12 protein-coding genes are annotated in these 14078 nt (G+C 71.0%); 2 read left to right on the top strand and 10 right to left on the bottom strand.

The features are described 5' to 3' along the window. Positions 1–2: 2 nt before the first annotated feature. The 10 genes from mltG to ACIQPQ_RS18545 form a co-directional block, all read right to left on the bottom strand. Positions 3–1784 carry an endolytic transglycosylase MltG gene (mltG, locus tag ACIQPQ_RS18590; RefSeq protein WP_401305068.1) on the bottom strand — a complete coding sequence of 594 codons (1782 nt, stop codon included), beginning with the start codon at positions 1782–1784 and terminating at the stop codon, positions 3–5. 123 nt (positions 1785–1907) lie between these two features. After that, complete coding sequence (ruvX, locus tag ACIQPQ_RS18585) at positions 1908–2372, bottom strand: Holliday junction resolvase RuvX (RefSeq protein ID WP_401305248.1); 465 nt, start codon at positions 2370–2372, stop codon at positions 1908–1910. Positions 2373–2410: 38 nt separating this feature from the next. Continuing rightward, the gene (alaS, locus tag ACIQPQ_RS18580; protein WP_401305067.1) at positions 2411–5083 is read right to left on the bottom strand and encodes an alanine--tRNA ligase; all 2673 of its coding nucleotides are present in this window, start codon (positions 5081–5083) and stop codon (positions 2411–2413) included. Further along, positions 5083–5424, bottom strand: a complete 342-nt coding sequence (locus tag ACIQPQ_RS18575; protein ID WP_401305066.1) for a hypothetical protein — start codon at positions 5422–5424, stop codon at positions 5083–5085. The genes alaS and ACIQPQ_RS18575 overlap by 1 nt, the downstream gene beginning before the upstream one ends. Positions 5425–5432: 8 nt before the next feature. Beyond that, on the bottom strand, positions 5433–5867 hold the full coding sequence (locus ACIQPQ_RS18570) for a DUF948 domain-containing protein (protein ID WP_401305064.1): 435 nt from the start codon (positions 5865–5867) through the stop codon (positions 5433–5435). A gap of 216 nt (positions 5868–6083) precedes the next feature. Continuing rightward, a complete protein-coding gene (gene rpsD / locus ACIQPQ_RS18565) occupies positions 6084–6698 on the bottom strand; it encodes a 30S ribosomal protein S4 (protein WP_383772571.1) in 615 nt (204 codons plus the stop codon). 332 nt (positions 6699–7030) lie between these two features. Next, a complete protein-coding gene (locus ACIQPQ_RS18560; RefSeq protein ID WP_401305062.1) occupies positions 7031–8386 on the bottom strand; it encodes a replication-associated recombination protein A in 1356 nt (451 codons plus the stop codon). Between the two features lie 158 nt (positions 8387–8544). Beyond that, the gene (locus ACIQPQ_RS18555) at positions 8545–9222 is read right to left on the bottom strand and encodes a vitamin K epoxide reductase family protein (RefSeq protein ID WP_401305060.1); all 678 of its coding nucleotides are present in this window, start codon (positions 9220–9222) and stop codon (positions 8545–8547) included. Between the two features lie 229 nt (positions 9223–9451). Continuing rightward, the gene (gene hisS, locus ACIQPQ_RS18550; protein WP_401305058.1) at positions 9452–10714 is read right to left on the bottom strand and encodes a histidine--tRNA ligase; all 1263 of its coding nucleotides are present in this window, start codon (positions 10712–10714) and stop codon (positions 9452–9454) included. A 13-nt stretch (positions 10715–10727) separates the two neighbouring features. Further along, positions 10728–11441, bottom strand: coding sequence for an MBL fold metallo-hydrolase (locus ACIQPQ_RS18545; RefSeq protein ID WP_401305056.1), 714 nt, complete (start codon positions 11439–11441; stop codon positions 10728–10730). A 284-nt stretch (positions 11442–11725) separates the two neighbouring features. On the opposite strand from ACIQPQ_RS18545, the gene ACIQPQ_RS18540 reads away from it, so the two are divergent. After that, positions 11726–12544, top strand: a complete 819-nt coding sequence (locus ACIQPQ_RS18540) for a peptidylprolyl isomerase (RefSeq protein ID WP_401305054.1) — start codon at positions 11726–11728, stop codon at positions 12542–12544. A gap of 168 nt (positions 12545–12712) precedes the next feature. After that, positions 12713–13942: a DUF349 domain-containing protein gene (locus ACIQPQ_RS18535; protein ID WP_401305053.1), complete on the top strand. Its 1230-nt coding sequence runs from the start codon at positions 12713–12715 to the stop codon at positions 13940–13942. The last annotated feature ends 136 nt before the right edge of the window (positions 13943–14078 follow it).

Genomic DNA, 14078 nt, shown 5'->3' with positions numbered 1-14078 from the left:
CCTCAGTTACCGGCGTTCTGGTTGAACTTTTCCTTGAGCTTCTGGAACTGCGCGTAGGTCTTCGCGAATTCCGTCTTGTTCTGTCCGTCGGTGGCGACGAAGTAGATCCAGCCGTCGCTCGTCGGTTTCAGCGCGGCGGCCAGCGCCTCGGCCCCGGGATTCCCGATCGGCCCCGGCGGAAGGCCCTTCTGCGTGTACGTGTTGTACGGGTCCGGATTGCTGTTGATCTCGGACTCGCTGATGTGGATCTTACTCTCGCCCTTCAGGTAGTTGAAGGTCGAGTCGAACTGGAGGAGCTGGTTGGTCTCGGTGTTCGTCGGCTTGAGCCGGTTGTAGACCACCTCCGCCATCTTGCGGAAGTCGTCGTGCGTCTTGCCCTCGGCCTGGACCAGGCTGGCGACGGTGATCAGCTGGAGCGGGTTCTCCAGCGACAGCGACCGCGCCTTGGCGTCGAGGTCGTACTTGGCGTAGGCCTCGTCGGCCCGCTCCACCATCGACTTGAGGACCGCCGTCGGCTTCATGCCCTTGGCCGCCGCGTAGGTGCCCGGGTAGAGGAAGCCCTCCAGCGGGTCCTTGATCTCGGTGTCGCTGTTCGCCCAGGCGGGCAGGCCGAGCGTCTTGAACTCCTTCTCGGCGATGCTCCGGGTGGTCCCGGCGGCGAGGCCGAGCTTGTCGTCGATGTTCTTGTAGACGACGACGTTGCGCTGACCGGGCGTCACCATCACGTTCGCCTGGCTCTTCGGGTCGAGCATCATGTCCACGGCGCTCGCGGCGGACATCTCCTTCTTGAGGATGTACGCGCCCGCCTGGATCTTGTCGCCGTCGTTGTTGGTGAACGCGGAGATGAAGGCGTCGACGCTCTTGACGACCCCGGCCTCTTTCAGTTTCCGGCCGATGTCGGCGCCGCCCGCGCCTTTGGGGATCTCCACGCTGACGGTCTGGGAATTCCCGTCCCCGGCGTAGTCCGGCGCCGTGCCGTAACGATTCTGGTAGTACTGGTAGCCGAAATAGGTGATGCCGCCGAGACCGCCGCCGAACACCAGCACGACGACCAGGCAGGCACAGCCGTTGCGGCTCTTGCGGTTCTTGGCGCCCTTCGTCCCTTTGCCGCCCCGGCTGCGCCGCTCCCCGCGGCTCTCGCGTTCCGCCTCGTCCTCGTCGCCCTCGTCGGCGCCGCCCGCGAAGAAACCGTCCTGGTCCTGCTCGGGGCCGGGGTCCCAGTCGGGGTGCGGCTGCTCGGCCCCGGGTCCGGGCTCCGGCTCGGGTTCCGCGCGCCGCCGGGCGGGCGGTTCGGGCGGCGGGTACGCGTCCGGGGTGCCGTAGAGGTCGGGCTGCTCGGCGCCGTACGCCACGGCCTGCTGGCCATAGGGGTCACCGGGGTCGGCGGCGTGCGGGACGTGGGCGTGCGAGCCGGTGCCGTCCCAGCCGCCCTCCTGGTAGGCGGGCTGGCCCTGGTGGGCGTACTGGGGGTGCTGCTGGGAGGCGTACTGCTGGCCCTGGTCGCCGTAGTGCTGGGGGTCGTACGGCTGCGGCTGGCCGTAGGACTGCTGCTGGTGGGCGTAGGGCTGCTGGTGCTGCTGGTCGTAGGGCTGGGGCTGGCCCTGGTGCTGCCAGTCGCCGTAGCCCTGCTGGTGCTGCGGCTGCTGCGGGTAGTGCTGCTGCTGGCCGCCGTAGGCAGGCTGATGGCCCGCGTGGGGCTGCTGCCCTTCCCATCCGCCGTCCCCGAACAACGGGTCCTCGGGATGCCACGGTTCGGAGCCTGGGCCCCGGCCATACTCAGTCATCGATCCCCTAGAGCCGCGAGGCGCGGCGGTCGCGCGGCCGCTCGGTCCGACTACCGTCCCGCCTCTGCTGTGCGGCAGCTGTTCGAACACCACCGCATCGCGCGGAACGTTACCGTATCGCGATCAGATGACCACTTCGACGCCCTCGCCCGGTGCGGTGCCTGACACCCGTTCGGATTCCAGTGCCTGCTGAAGGATGATCACAGCGGCGACCTGGTCGACGACGGAACGTCCCTTCTTCGCCTTCACCCCCGCCGCGCGCAGTCCCTGACTGGCCGTCACGGTCGTCATCCGCTCGTCGAGCAGCCGGACCGGGACCGGGGCGATGCCCCGGGCCAGCTCCTGGGCGAAGCCGCGGACCTTGACCGCCGCCGGTCCTTCGCCCCCCTTGAGGGAGCGCGGGAGACCGACGACGACCTCGATCGGTTCGTACTCCTCGACCAGTTGGCGCAGCCGGCGGTGGGCGGCCGGGACGTCGCGGCCGGGCACGGTCTCCACCGGGGTGGCGAGGATGCCGTCGGGGTCGCAGGAGGCGACCCCGATCCGGGCGTCCCCGACGTCGACCGCGAGGCGACGGCCGCGGCGCAGACCGCCGCCGTCGCCCCGGGTCGTGGCCGTGTCGTCGCTCACCGGGCGGTGTCCGCCACGAGGCGCTCGACGGCGTCGATGGCCTCGCCCACGGCGGCCGGGTTCTGGCCGCCGCCCTGGGCGACGTCGGGCTTGCCGCCGCCTCCGCCGCCGAGGGTCTTGGCGGCGGCGCGGACCAGGTCACCGGCCTTGAGGCCGCGCTCGCGGGCGGCCTCGTTGGTGGCGATGACCGTGAGCGGCTTGCCGTTGACGGTGGTGAACAGGGCGACCACGGCGGCCCGTCCGCCCTGGATGCGGCCGCGCACGTCGAGGACCAGCTTGCGCAGGTCGTCGGCGGTGGTGCCGTCCGGGACCTGGCCGGTGACCAGGGCGACGCCGTGGACGTCCTTGGCGGTGTCGGCGAGACCGCCGGCCGCCTGGAGGACCTTCTCGGCGCGGAACTTCTCGATCTCCTTCTCGGCGTCCTTCAGCTTGCCGAGCATCGCGGAGACCTTCTCCGGCAGCTCCTCCGGACGGCCCTTGACCAGCTCCTGGAGCTGGGCGACGACCGTGTGCTCGCGGGCCAGGAAGTTGTAGGCGTCGACGCCGACGAGGGCCTCGATACGGCGCACGCCCGAGCCGATCGACGACTCGCCGAGCAGCTTCACCAGGCCCAGCTGGGCGGTGTTGTGGACGTGGGTGCCGCCGCACAGCTCCTTGGAGAAGTCGCCGATGGTGACGACGCGGACCCGCTCGCCGTACTTCTCGCCGAACTCGGCGATGGCGCCCTGCTTCTTGGCCTCGTCGATGCCCATGACCTCGGCCTGGACGTCCAGGTCGCGGGAGAGGACCTCGTTGATCCGCTGCTCGACGTCGGTCATGACGGCCGTCGGGACGGCGGACGGCGAACCGAAGTCGAAGCGGAAGCGGCCCGGCTGGTTCTCGGAACCGGCCTGGGCGGCCGTCGGGCCGAGCGCGTCGCGCAGGGCCTGGTGGGTGAGGTGGGTGGCCGAGTGGGCGCGGGCGATGGCCTTGCGGCGGCGGCCGTCGATCGAGGCGTGGGCGGTGGCGCCGACGGTGACCTCGCCGAACTGGACGACGCCCTTGTGGACGTACACCCCGGGCACCGGCTTCTGGGTGTCGCGGATCTCGATGACGGCGCCGGTGTCGACCCGGATGCGGCCGGTGTCGCCGATCTGGCCGCCGCCCTCGGCGTAGAAGGGGGTGCGGTCCAGGACGACCTCGACCTCGTCGCCCTCGGAGGCGGCCGGGGAGGAGACTCCGTCGACGAGGAGGCCGAGGATGGTGGACTCGGTCTCGGTGTCGGTGTAGCCGACGAAGTCGGTGGCACCGGCGCGGTCGGCGATCTCGCGGTAGGCGCCCGCACCGGCGTGGCCGGTCTTCTTGGCCTGGGCGTCGGCCTTGGCGCGCTCGCGCTGCTCCTTCATCAGACGGCGGAAGCCGTCCTCGTCCACGGAGAGGCCCTGTTCGGCGGCCATCTCCAGGGTGAGGTCGATGGGGAAGCCCCAGGTGTCGTGGAGCAGGAACGCCTTGTCCCCGGCGAGGACGGTGCCGCCGGACTGCTTGGTCTCGGTGACGGCGGTGTCGAGGATGTTGGTGCCGGCCTTGAGGGTCTTGAGGAAGGCGTTCTCCTCGGCCAGGGCGACCTTCTCGATGCGCTCGCGGTCGGTGACCAGTTCGGGGTACTGCTGGCCCATCATCGCGATGACGGTGTCGACGAGGTCCTTGACGACGGGGCCGGTGGCGCCGAGGAGGCGCATGTTGCGGATGGCGCGGCGCATGATGCGGCGCAGCACGTAGCCGCGGCCCTCGTTGCCGGGGGTGACGCCGTCGCCGATGAGCATCACCGAGGTGCGCATGTGGTCGGTGACGACGCGCAGCGAGACGTCCGAGGCGTGGGCCTCGCCGTAGGCCACGCCGGTCAGCTCGGTGGCCCTGCGGATGACGGCCATGGAGGTGTCGATCTCGTACATGTTCTGCACGCCCTGCAGAATCATGGCGAGGCGTTCGAGGCCGAGGCCGGTGTCGATGTTCTTGCTGGGGAGTTCGCCGAGGATCTCGAAGTTGTCCTTGCCGATGCCCTCGCCGCGCTCGTACTGCATGAAGACGAGGTTCCAGATCTCCACGTACCGCTCGTCGTTGACGGCGGGGCCGCCCTCGACGCCGAACTCGGGGCCGCGGTCGTAGTTGATCTCGGAACAGGGGCCGCAGGGTCCGGGGACGCCCATGGACCAGTAGTTGTCCTTCATGCCGAGGCGCTGGATGCGCTCCTTCGGCACGCCGACGACGTCGTGCCAGATGCGCTCGGCCTCGTCGTCGTCCTGGTAGACGGTGATCCAGAGCTTCTCCGGCTCCAGGCCGTAACCGCCCTTGTCCTGGGGGCCGGTGAGCAGCTCCCAGGCGTGCTTGATGGCGCCTTCCTTGAAGTAGTCGCCGAAGGAGAAGTTGCCGCACATCTGGAAGAACGTGCCGTGGCGGGTGGTCTTGCCGACCTCTTCGATGTCGGGGGTGCGCACGCACTTCTGCACGCTGGTGGCGCGCGCGAAGGGCGGCTTGACCTCGCCGAGGAAGTAGGGCTTGAAGGGGACCATGCCGGCCGGGACGAGGAGCAGAGTCGGGTCGTCCGCGATGAGCGACGCCGAAGGGACGACGGTGTGCCCGCGCTCCTCGAAGAAGCTCAGCCAGCGGCGGCGGATCTCGGCCGACTCCATCAGTGGTCCTCATTCCGGTTGTACGTGCGGGGGGGTTCGCTGTCGGGGTGCGTGCGGTGGTTCTCGATGGCGGCGAACCGCCGGGGCGCGGGGAGTGCGGGGTCGTGGTGGAGGCCGAGCGCGTCGCCCAGTTCCGCCTCGCGCCGCGCCATGTTGTGGCGGACGTCAAGCGCGAAGCCCACCGCGCGGTCCTTGAGGGCCGCGCCCGTCTCCAGTGCCTTGTTGGCCGCGGTCGCGGCAAGGCTCTCGGGGGTGAGCTGCCGGAGCTTGCGGTTGACCTTGGTGGTGGCCCACACACCGGCGGCGACGCCCGTGCCGAACCAGAACGTACGACGGAACATCGCTGGTCTCAGTCCTTCTTCCGCTTGCCCCACCGGGGGGCGGGGACGGTCCGGCCCACGATCACCGTGCGCCGGGGGGCCCGGTCCGGGGTTCGGTCGCCGCGGCCGCCGAGGGCGCGGCGGACGCCGTAGCCGAAGGCGGCGACCTTCACCAGGGGGCCGCCGAAGGTGGAGGCGACGGTGGTGGAGAGGGCGGAGGCGTTGGAGGTGACTTCCTGGACGTCGGAGGCGATCGCGTCGACCCGGTCGAGCTGGGTCTGCGCGGAGCGCACCGTCGCGGAGGCGTCCGCGAGGAGCGGGACGGCCTGTTCGGTGACGTCCGCGACGAGCCGGGTGGTCGCCTTGAGCGTCTGGGCCAGTCTCACCAGCGCCACGGCGAGGAAGGAGACCAGGATCGCCCAGAACACGGCCACCAGGAGGCCTGCCACCTCTCCACCGGACACTGCGCACCCGCTCCCTGAGACGTGCCTCTGCTTCGGAAAAGTCGTTCCCCGAGCCTATCGCGCCGGGGCTGCCGCTCTGTACCGGAATACCCGGCGGGCGGGCGGGCAGGCGGGCGGCGGGCCGGGGCCGCAGACGCGGGAACCCGCCGTCCCGCCCGCCGGAGGGGCGGGAGGGACGGCGGGTTCGGGCGCGAGGTCGCTGCGGCCGCCGGTGGATCAGCGGGCGTAGTACTCGACGACCAGCTGCTCGTCGCAGATGATCGGGATCTCCTTGCGGTTCGGCTCGCGGTCCAGGCGGAACGCCAGGGCCTTGAGGTTCACCTGGAGGTAGCGCGGGGTCTCGCCCTCGGGGGCGAAGCCGCCCTCACGGGCGATGGAGAAGAGGGTCTTCTCGCGGCTGCGCTCGCGGACCATCACGACGTCGTCGGGACGGACGCGGAAGGAGGGCTTGTCGACCTTCTGGCCGTTGACCTCGATGTGGCCGTGGACGACCATCTGGCGGGCCTGGTAGATCGTGCGGGCGATGCCCGAACGCAGGACCAGGGCGTCGAGGCGACGCTCCAGCTCGATGATCAGGGCCTCACCGGTCTTGCCCTGGACCTTGGAGGCACGCTCGTAGGCGCGGACGAGCTGGCGCTCGGACACGTCGTACTGCGCGCGCAGACGCTGCTTCTCCAGCAGACGGACCTTGTAGTCCGAGTTCTGCTTGCGGCCGCGGCCGTGCTCACCCGGGGGGTAGGGGCGGGCCTCGAAGTACTTGACGGCCTTCGGGGTCAGCGCGATGCCGAGGGCACGCGACTTCTTGACCTTGGGGCGGGACTGGTTCGCCATGGAACCGAACACCTCTGTCTCTGATGCGAATACGGCTTCACCAGGGTTAGGGAGGTCGCATCCGCAGCCGGGGAAACCCTCCTCGTCCCTGCGGACGGGGCGGGCAGCCGCTCCCTGGTCTGGGCACATACGTGCAGCACGCGAGTGGCCCACCGACCTGTTCCGGAATCCCGGACGGTGGTGGGCTGCCCGCGACACCTGTTCGACGGGTGCGCGACGCTCCTGGAGATCCCGGCGGACCGGGGCTCCGGCTGGATGTCCCGTTCTGGTGGTGCCGGCTCTGTGAGGGGCCGGACACGGGACTCAGCACTTCGCAGGAGTCTACAGGGTGCTCAGGAGGGCTTACGACCGAGGTGTTTCCTGGTCCACTCGACGGCGTCCGCGTACCGCGCCTCGGCGCCGTGCCGGGTGGGGGTGTAGTACGTGCGGTCCTTGAGGGCGTCCGGGGCGTACTGCTGGGCGGCGATGCCCTCGGGGAGGTCGTGGGGGTACACGTACCCCTGGGCGTGGCCGAGCTTGGCGGCGCCCTTGTAGTGGCCGTCGCGCAGGTGCGGGGGGACGGACCCGGCGAGGCCCTTGCGGACGTCCTCCAGGGCGGCGCCGATCGCCGTGGTGGCGGAGTTCGACTTGGGGGCCAGGGCGAGGGCGATGACGGTGTGGCCGAGGGTGAGGGAGGCCTCGGGGAAGCCGATCATGGCGACGGCCTGGGCGGCGGCGACCGCGGTGGTCAGCGCGGTGGGGTCGGCGAGGCCGATGTCCTCGCTGGCGCAGATCATGAGGCGGCGGGCGATGAAGCGGGGGTCCTCCCCGGCCTCGATCATGCGGGCCAGGTAGTGCAGGGCGGCGTCGACGTCGGAGCCGCGGATCGACTTGATGAGGGCGCTGGCGACGTCGTAGTGCTGGTCGCCGTCGCGGTCGTACTTCACGGCGGCGCGGTCGACCGTCTCCTCCAGGGTGGCGAGGGTGATCTCCGTCTCGTCCTTGTCGAGGGCGGCCCCGGCGGCGGCCTCCAGCGCGGTGAGGGCGCGGCGGGCGTCGCCGCCCGCGATGCGCAGGAGGTGGTCCTCGGTGTCCCCGGCGAGGGTGACGGCGCCCTTGAGGCCGCGCTCGTCGGTGAGGGCGCGGCGCAGCAGGCCGCGCAGGTCGTCGTCGGTGAGCGGTTCGAGGGTGAGCAGGAGGGAGCGGGAGAGGAGGGGGGAGATGACGGAGAAGAACGGGTTCTCCGTGGTGGCCGCGATGAGGGTGACCCAGCGGTTCTCGACGGCGGGCAGCAGGGAGTCCTGCTGGGCCTTGCTGAAGCGGTGGATCTCGTCGAGGAAGAGGACGGTCTCCTTGCCGTACCCGCCGGAGGCGCGGCGGGCGCCGTCGATGACCGCGCGGACCTCCTTGACGCCCGCGGTGATCGCGGAGAGTTCCACGAAGCGGGCGTCGGTGGCCTTGGAGACGACGTAGGCGAGGGTGGTCTTGCCGGTGCCGGGCGGGCCCCAGAGGATGACCGAGGAGACTCCGGCAGGGCCCTTGGCGCTCTCGCCGACCAGGCGGCGCAGCGGGGAGCCGGGCTTCAGCAGGTGCTGCTGGCCGACGACCTCGTCGAGGGTGCGCGGGCGCATGCGGACGGCCAGGGGGCTCCCGGCGGGGTCCTTCTCCTGGCGTTCTTCGGCTGCGGCGGTGAACAGATCGGGCTCCACCCTGAAACCCTAGAACAGCCCACTGACAACCGTGACGGCGCGGGCGGACCGGCCCGGACGCGGGAGCCGGTCGGTCCGGCCGGTGGGGGCGGTCCGGCGGCCCGAGGGGGCCGGGGCGGTGCCGCCGGGTGCGGGCGGCACCGGCGCGCGGCCGGGGGTCAGCTGGTCCAGAACTCCCACCAGCGGGTCAGGATCAGCATGCCGATGATGCCGATGTGCAGCACGGGCAGGACCCAGGTGAACTCGCCGAAGAAGCCCTTGAGCCAGTTCGGGGCGGGCAGGAAGCCGTTGCGCACGTTGAACGAGGTCAGGTACCAGAACATGACGATGGTGGCGACCCAGACGAGGCAGCACCACAGGCACAGGGCGTTGATGCGGTACAGCGACTGGATCATCAGCCAGGTGCAGAAGCCGACCCCGAAGAGGGTGCCCGCGTTGAAGGTGAGCCAGTACCAGCGCGGGAAGCGGGCCCGGGTCAGCAGGCTGATGCCGACGAAGACGACGACGCCGTAGGCGACGAGGCCGAGCATCGGGTTGGGGAAGCCGAAGGCGGACGCCTGGTCGCTCTCCATGACGCTGCCGCAGGAGACGACCGGGTTGAGGCTGCACCCGGGGGTGAAGGTCTTGCCCTCGACCTTCGCCTCCAGCAGCTTGAACTTGTCGATCGTGATGACCCAGGCGGCGAGCAGACCGGCCGCGCCGGTGATCACCAGCAGCAGGGCGAAGGCGCGGCTCGCGCCGACCGTCCGTGCCGGGCCCGCCGTCGCGGCGGCGGACGCGGACCCGGACCTGGGGTCGGGTTCCGTGGAGACGTCCTTGACTGTCGTCTTGCTCATCACGCCGATCCGTTGCTTGAGACTTGGATTGTCCTCGGGCACGGGCCATTGTGCCGCACCGACCTGTGACGGCACCGTTCGCTCCACATAAGGATGAAGGTGAGCGGAAGGTCAAGTGTTCGGTTCCGGCCAGGGGCCGGGGCGGGACGGGGGCGTACGGCGAACGGGCGGGCGCCGGACCCCCTGGAGGTGTCCGGCGCCCGCCCGCACATGTGGTAGCGGCGGGCGGTCAGCCGAGCCGCGACTCCAGCTCCGCGACGATCTCGTTGACGCCGACCGCGGTCTGCTCACCGGACTCCATGTCCTTGAGCTGGACGACGCCCTCGGCGAGGTCGCGCTCCCCGGCGACGACGGTGTAGCGGGCGCCGCTGCGATTGGCGTTCTTCATGGCGCCCTTGAGGCCCTTGGCGCCGAACGAGAAGTCGGCGGCGACGCCCAGCTTGCGCAGTTCGGTGACCTTGGCGAACAGGACGCGACGGGCCTCCTCGCCGAGCGGGACGGCGTAGACGCTGGTGGCGGCGGGCAGGGAGAGGCGCACGCCCTCCGCCTCCAGGGCGAGGACGGTCCGGTCGACGCCGAGGGCCCAGCCGACCGAGGGCAGCGCGGGGCCGCCGATCATCTCGGAGAGGCCGTCGTAGCGGCCGCCGCCGCCGACGGCGGACTGCGAGCCGAGGCCGTCGTGGACGAACTCGAAGGTGGTGCGGGTGTAGTAGTCGAGGCCGCGGACGAGCCGGGCGTCGTCCTCGAAGGCGACCCCGGCCGCCGTGATCAGCTCGCGGACCTCCTCGTGGTACGCCTTGCAGGCGTCGCACAGGTAGTCGCGCAGCAGCGGGGCGTCGGTGAGCTGCTTCTGCACGTCGGGGCGCTTGTCGTCGAGGACGCGCAGCGGGTTGATGTCGGCCCGGCGCAGCGTCTCCTCGTCGAGGTCGAGGGTGCGCAGGAAGTCCTGGAGGGCGGCCCGGTAGACGGGACGGCACTCGGCGTCGCCGAGCGAGTTCAGCAGGATGCGGAAGTTCCTGAGCCCCAGCGAGCGGTACGCCTGGTCGGCCAGGATGATCAGCTCGGCGTCCAGGGCCGGGTCCTCGGCGCCGATCGCCTCGGCGCCGACCTGCGAGAAGTGGCGGTAGCGGCCCTTCTGGGGGCGCTCGTAGCGGTAGTACGAGCCGGAGTACCAGAGCTTGACCGGGAGGTTGCCCGCCTTGTGCAGGTTGGCCTCCAGGGCGGCGCGCAGCACGGAGGCGGTGCCTTCGGGGCGCAGGGCGAGGCGGTCGCCGCCCTTGGTCTCGAAGGCGTACATCTCCTTGGTGACGATGTCGGTGGACTCGCCGACGCCGCGCGCGAAGAGTTCGACGTTCTCGAAGCCGGGGGTCTCGACGTAGCCGTAGCCGGAGGTGCGCAGGGGGGCGGCGATCGCCTCGCGGACGGCCAGGTAGGCGGCGCTGTCCGGCGGGATCAGGTCGTAGGTGCCCTTGGGGGCCTTGAAGGTGCTCACGGAAGGTCTCTCGTCACATTCCTCGTCGGGGAGCGTCGAGGCGCGCTCCCGGGCCGGCGGCCGCCACCTGCCGCAGATACGGGTTGGTGGCGCGCTCCTGGCCGATGGTGGTCTGGGGGCCGTGGCCGGACAGCACCACGGTCGAGTCGTCGAGCGGCAGGCAGACCCGGGCCAGCGAGTCGAGCAGGTCGGCCGGGTCGCCGCCGGGCAGGTCGGTGCGTCCCACGGAGCCGGCGAACAGCAGGTCGCCCGCGAACAGGACGGACGGGATGTCCGCCGCCTCGGGCAGCCGGAAGGTCACCGACCCCTGGGTATGACCTGGCGCGTGCGCGACGGAGAGTTCCAGGCCGGCGAGTTCCAGCGCGGCGCCGTCGGTCAGCTCGCGCAGGTCGTCCGGTTCGCCCACGGTCAGCTCGCCCATCAGCGGCATGCCGATGGCGCGGCCGAGGCCCTTCTCGGGGTCGCTGAGCATGTACCGGTCGCGGGAGTGGATCCACGCGGGGACGCCGTGCGCGCCGCAGACGGGGACGACCGAGGCGACGTGGTCGACGTGGCCGTGGGTGAGGATCACGGCGACGGGCTTCAGCCGATGCTTCCTGATCACGTCCTCAACTCCGGGGGCCGCCTGGTGGCCCGGGTCGATGATCACGCACTCCTCTCCGGGGGCGGGGGCGACGAGATAGCAGTTCGTCCCCCAGGCCCCGGCGGGGAACCCGGCAATGAGCACGGTCGTCCTCGGTGTGTCTCGGTACGGCGGATACGGCGGATACGGCGGATACGGCCGATACAGCTGTTACGGCTGATAGGAGCGGTTCGGGCGGCAGGGGCGGATTCGTCCGGGCGGACCGCGGAGGTCCGGGGGCACGGATCGGGCCCCGTCCGCCCGTCAGAGCCTACCGGCGCTGCCGAATCCTCAGGTAACCCATATACGGTACGGGGCACACGCAGGCGCTCGGCTCACAGGACGCACGCGTAACGGTGGACATACGAGACGCATGAGGAGAGAACCCGGTGGTCACCCAGGAACAGCGCAAGCGTCAGCTCGCCCGGGAGAAGTTCTTGCGGCAGCAGCAGCGCCGCACGGAGGCGCGGCGCAAGGCGCGCGTGCGCAACTCGGTGATCGCGTCGGTCCTGGGCGTGATCCTGGTGGGCAGCGTGGCGCTCTACACGACGGGCGTGCTGAAGGACGACGGCAAGGATTCGAGCGCGAGCGCCGAGTCGAGCCCGACGCCCAAGCCGAGCCCGGTGAAGGACCCCTGCGCGAAGCCCGCCGCGGGCGAGGTGAAGACGCAGACCTTCAAGAAGGAGCCCGCGGTCACGATCGACAAGAAGGCGAAGTACACGCTGAACCTGGCGACGACGTGCGGTGACATAGACATCGCGCTGAAGGCGTCGGCCGCCCCGCACACCGTGAACTCGTTCGACTTCCTCGCGGGCAAGGGCTACTTCGATCACACCAAGTGCCACCGGCTCACCACCAACGGCATCTACGTCCTCCAGTGCGGCGACCCGACGGGCAGCGGCAGCGGCGGTCCGGGCTACACGATCCCGGACGAGAACCTGAAGGACGCGACCCTGAAGAACAACGTCTACCCGGCGGGCACCGTCGCGATGGCCAACACCGGCCAGCCGGGCAGCGGCGGCAGCCAGTTCTTCCTGGTCTACCAGGACAGCCAGCTCCCGCCGAGCTACACCCCGTTCGGCACGATCTCGGCGGACGGTCTGGCCGTCCTGAAGAAGATCGCGGGCGCGGGCGAGAACACGGGCGCCGGTGACGGGGCCCCGAACGCGACCGTCGTGATCGACAAGGCGACGGTCACCAAGGCGTAGGGCGCGTCGGCGGGCGCGCCTGCCGCGACCAGCGCGGTCATCTGCCGATTTGCCTCGCGCTGGATGCGGACAGGCGGCCCGCCGGTCGCCTATGTTGGCCGTGACGAAACTGTGGACGATGCCCGGGGGCGCCGAAGCCCCTCGGCGGCATCATGTGGAGGAGGCGCTGTGAGCAGCGACCCGTGGGGCCGCGTCGACGAGACGGGGACCGTGTACGTGCGTACGGCCGACGGCGAGCAGGTCGTCGGTTCCTGGCAGGCGGGCTCCCCCGAGGAGGCGCTGGCCTACTTCGAACGCAAGTACGAGGGCCTGGTTGTGGAGATCGGCCTCCTCGAGAAGCGAGTCAAGACCACCGACCTGTCGACCAAGGACGCCCAGGTGGCCATCGGTCATCTGCGCGAGCAGGTCGACGCGCATCACGCCGTCGGTGACCTGGCGGCGCTGAAGACCCGGCTGGACAAGCTGGTGGAGACGGTGGACGCCCGCCGCGAGGAGCGCAAGCAGCAGCGCGCCAAGCAGTCCGACGAGGCCCGCAAGGCCAAGGAGGACCTGGTCACGGAGGCGGAGCAGCTGGCCCAGTCCGACCAGTGGCGGGTGGCCGGTGAGCGGCTGCGGGCCCTGGTGGACACCTGGAAGGGCCTGCCGCGGCTGGACCGCAAGTCGGACGACGAGCTGTGGCACCGGTTCTCGCACGCGCGGTCGGCGTTCTCCAAGCGGCGCAAGGGGCACTTCGCGCAGCTGGACGCGCAGCGCGAGGACGCCCGCCGGGCCAAGGAGCGGCTGGTCGCCGAGGCCGAGTCCCTGTCGGGCTCGACGGACTGGGGTCCGACGGCCGCGCGCTACCGCGAGCTGATGTCGGACTGGAAGGCGGCGGGCCGCGCGCAGCGCGAGCACGAGGACGACCTGTGGAACCGCTTCCGCGGCGCCCAGGACGTGTTCTTCGCCGCCCGCAGCTCGGTCTTCGCGGAGCGGGACGCCGAGCAGACGGAGAACCTGAAGCTGAAGGAGGAGCTGGCCGAGGAGGCCGAGAAGATCCTCCCGGTGACGGATCTGCGGACGGCGCGTGCCGCGTTCCGGGCGGTGAACGAGCGCTGGGAGGCCATCGGTCACGTCCCGCGCGACGCCCGGCCGAAGGTGGAGGGCCGGATGCACGCGGTGGAGCGGGCGATCCAGGAGGCCGAGGAGGCCGAGTGGCGCCGCACCAACCCGGAGGCCCGCGCCCGCGCGGAGGGTCTGACGGGTCAGCTCCAGGCGGCCGTGGACAAGCTGCGCTCGCAGATCGAGACGGCCCGCGCGCAGGGCAACACCGCGCGCGCGGACAAGCTGGAGCGCGAGCTGGAGGGCCGTCAGGCGCTGCTGGACCAAGCGCTCAAGGGGCTCCAGGAGTTCGGCGGCTGATCACCCGGCGGCAGCGGGGGGCGCGCCGCGGCGCGCCGCCCCGATGACCCGATGTGACGTCCCGATGTACGGATACGGCCCGGCCGTGGGTGACCACGTGCCGGGCCGTTCCGCGTCCGGAGGCGTCCCGCGTCCG

This window comes from Streptomyces sp. NPDC091281 (assembly GCF_044757425.1).
Classification (GTDB): domain Bacteria; phylum Actinomycetota; class Actinomycetes; order Streptomycetales; family Streptomycetaceae; genus Streptomyces.
The sequence above is the reverse complement of the archived record's forward strand: the minus strand, read 5'-3'. Positions and strand labels throughout refer to the sequence as shown.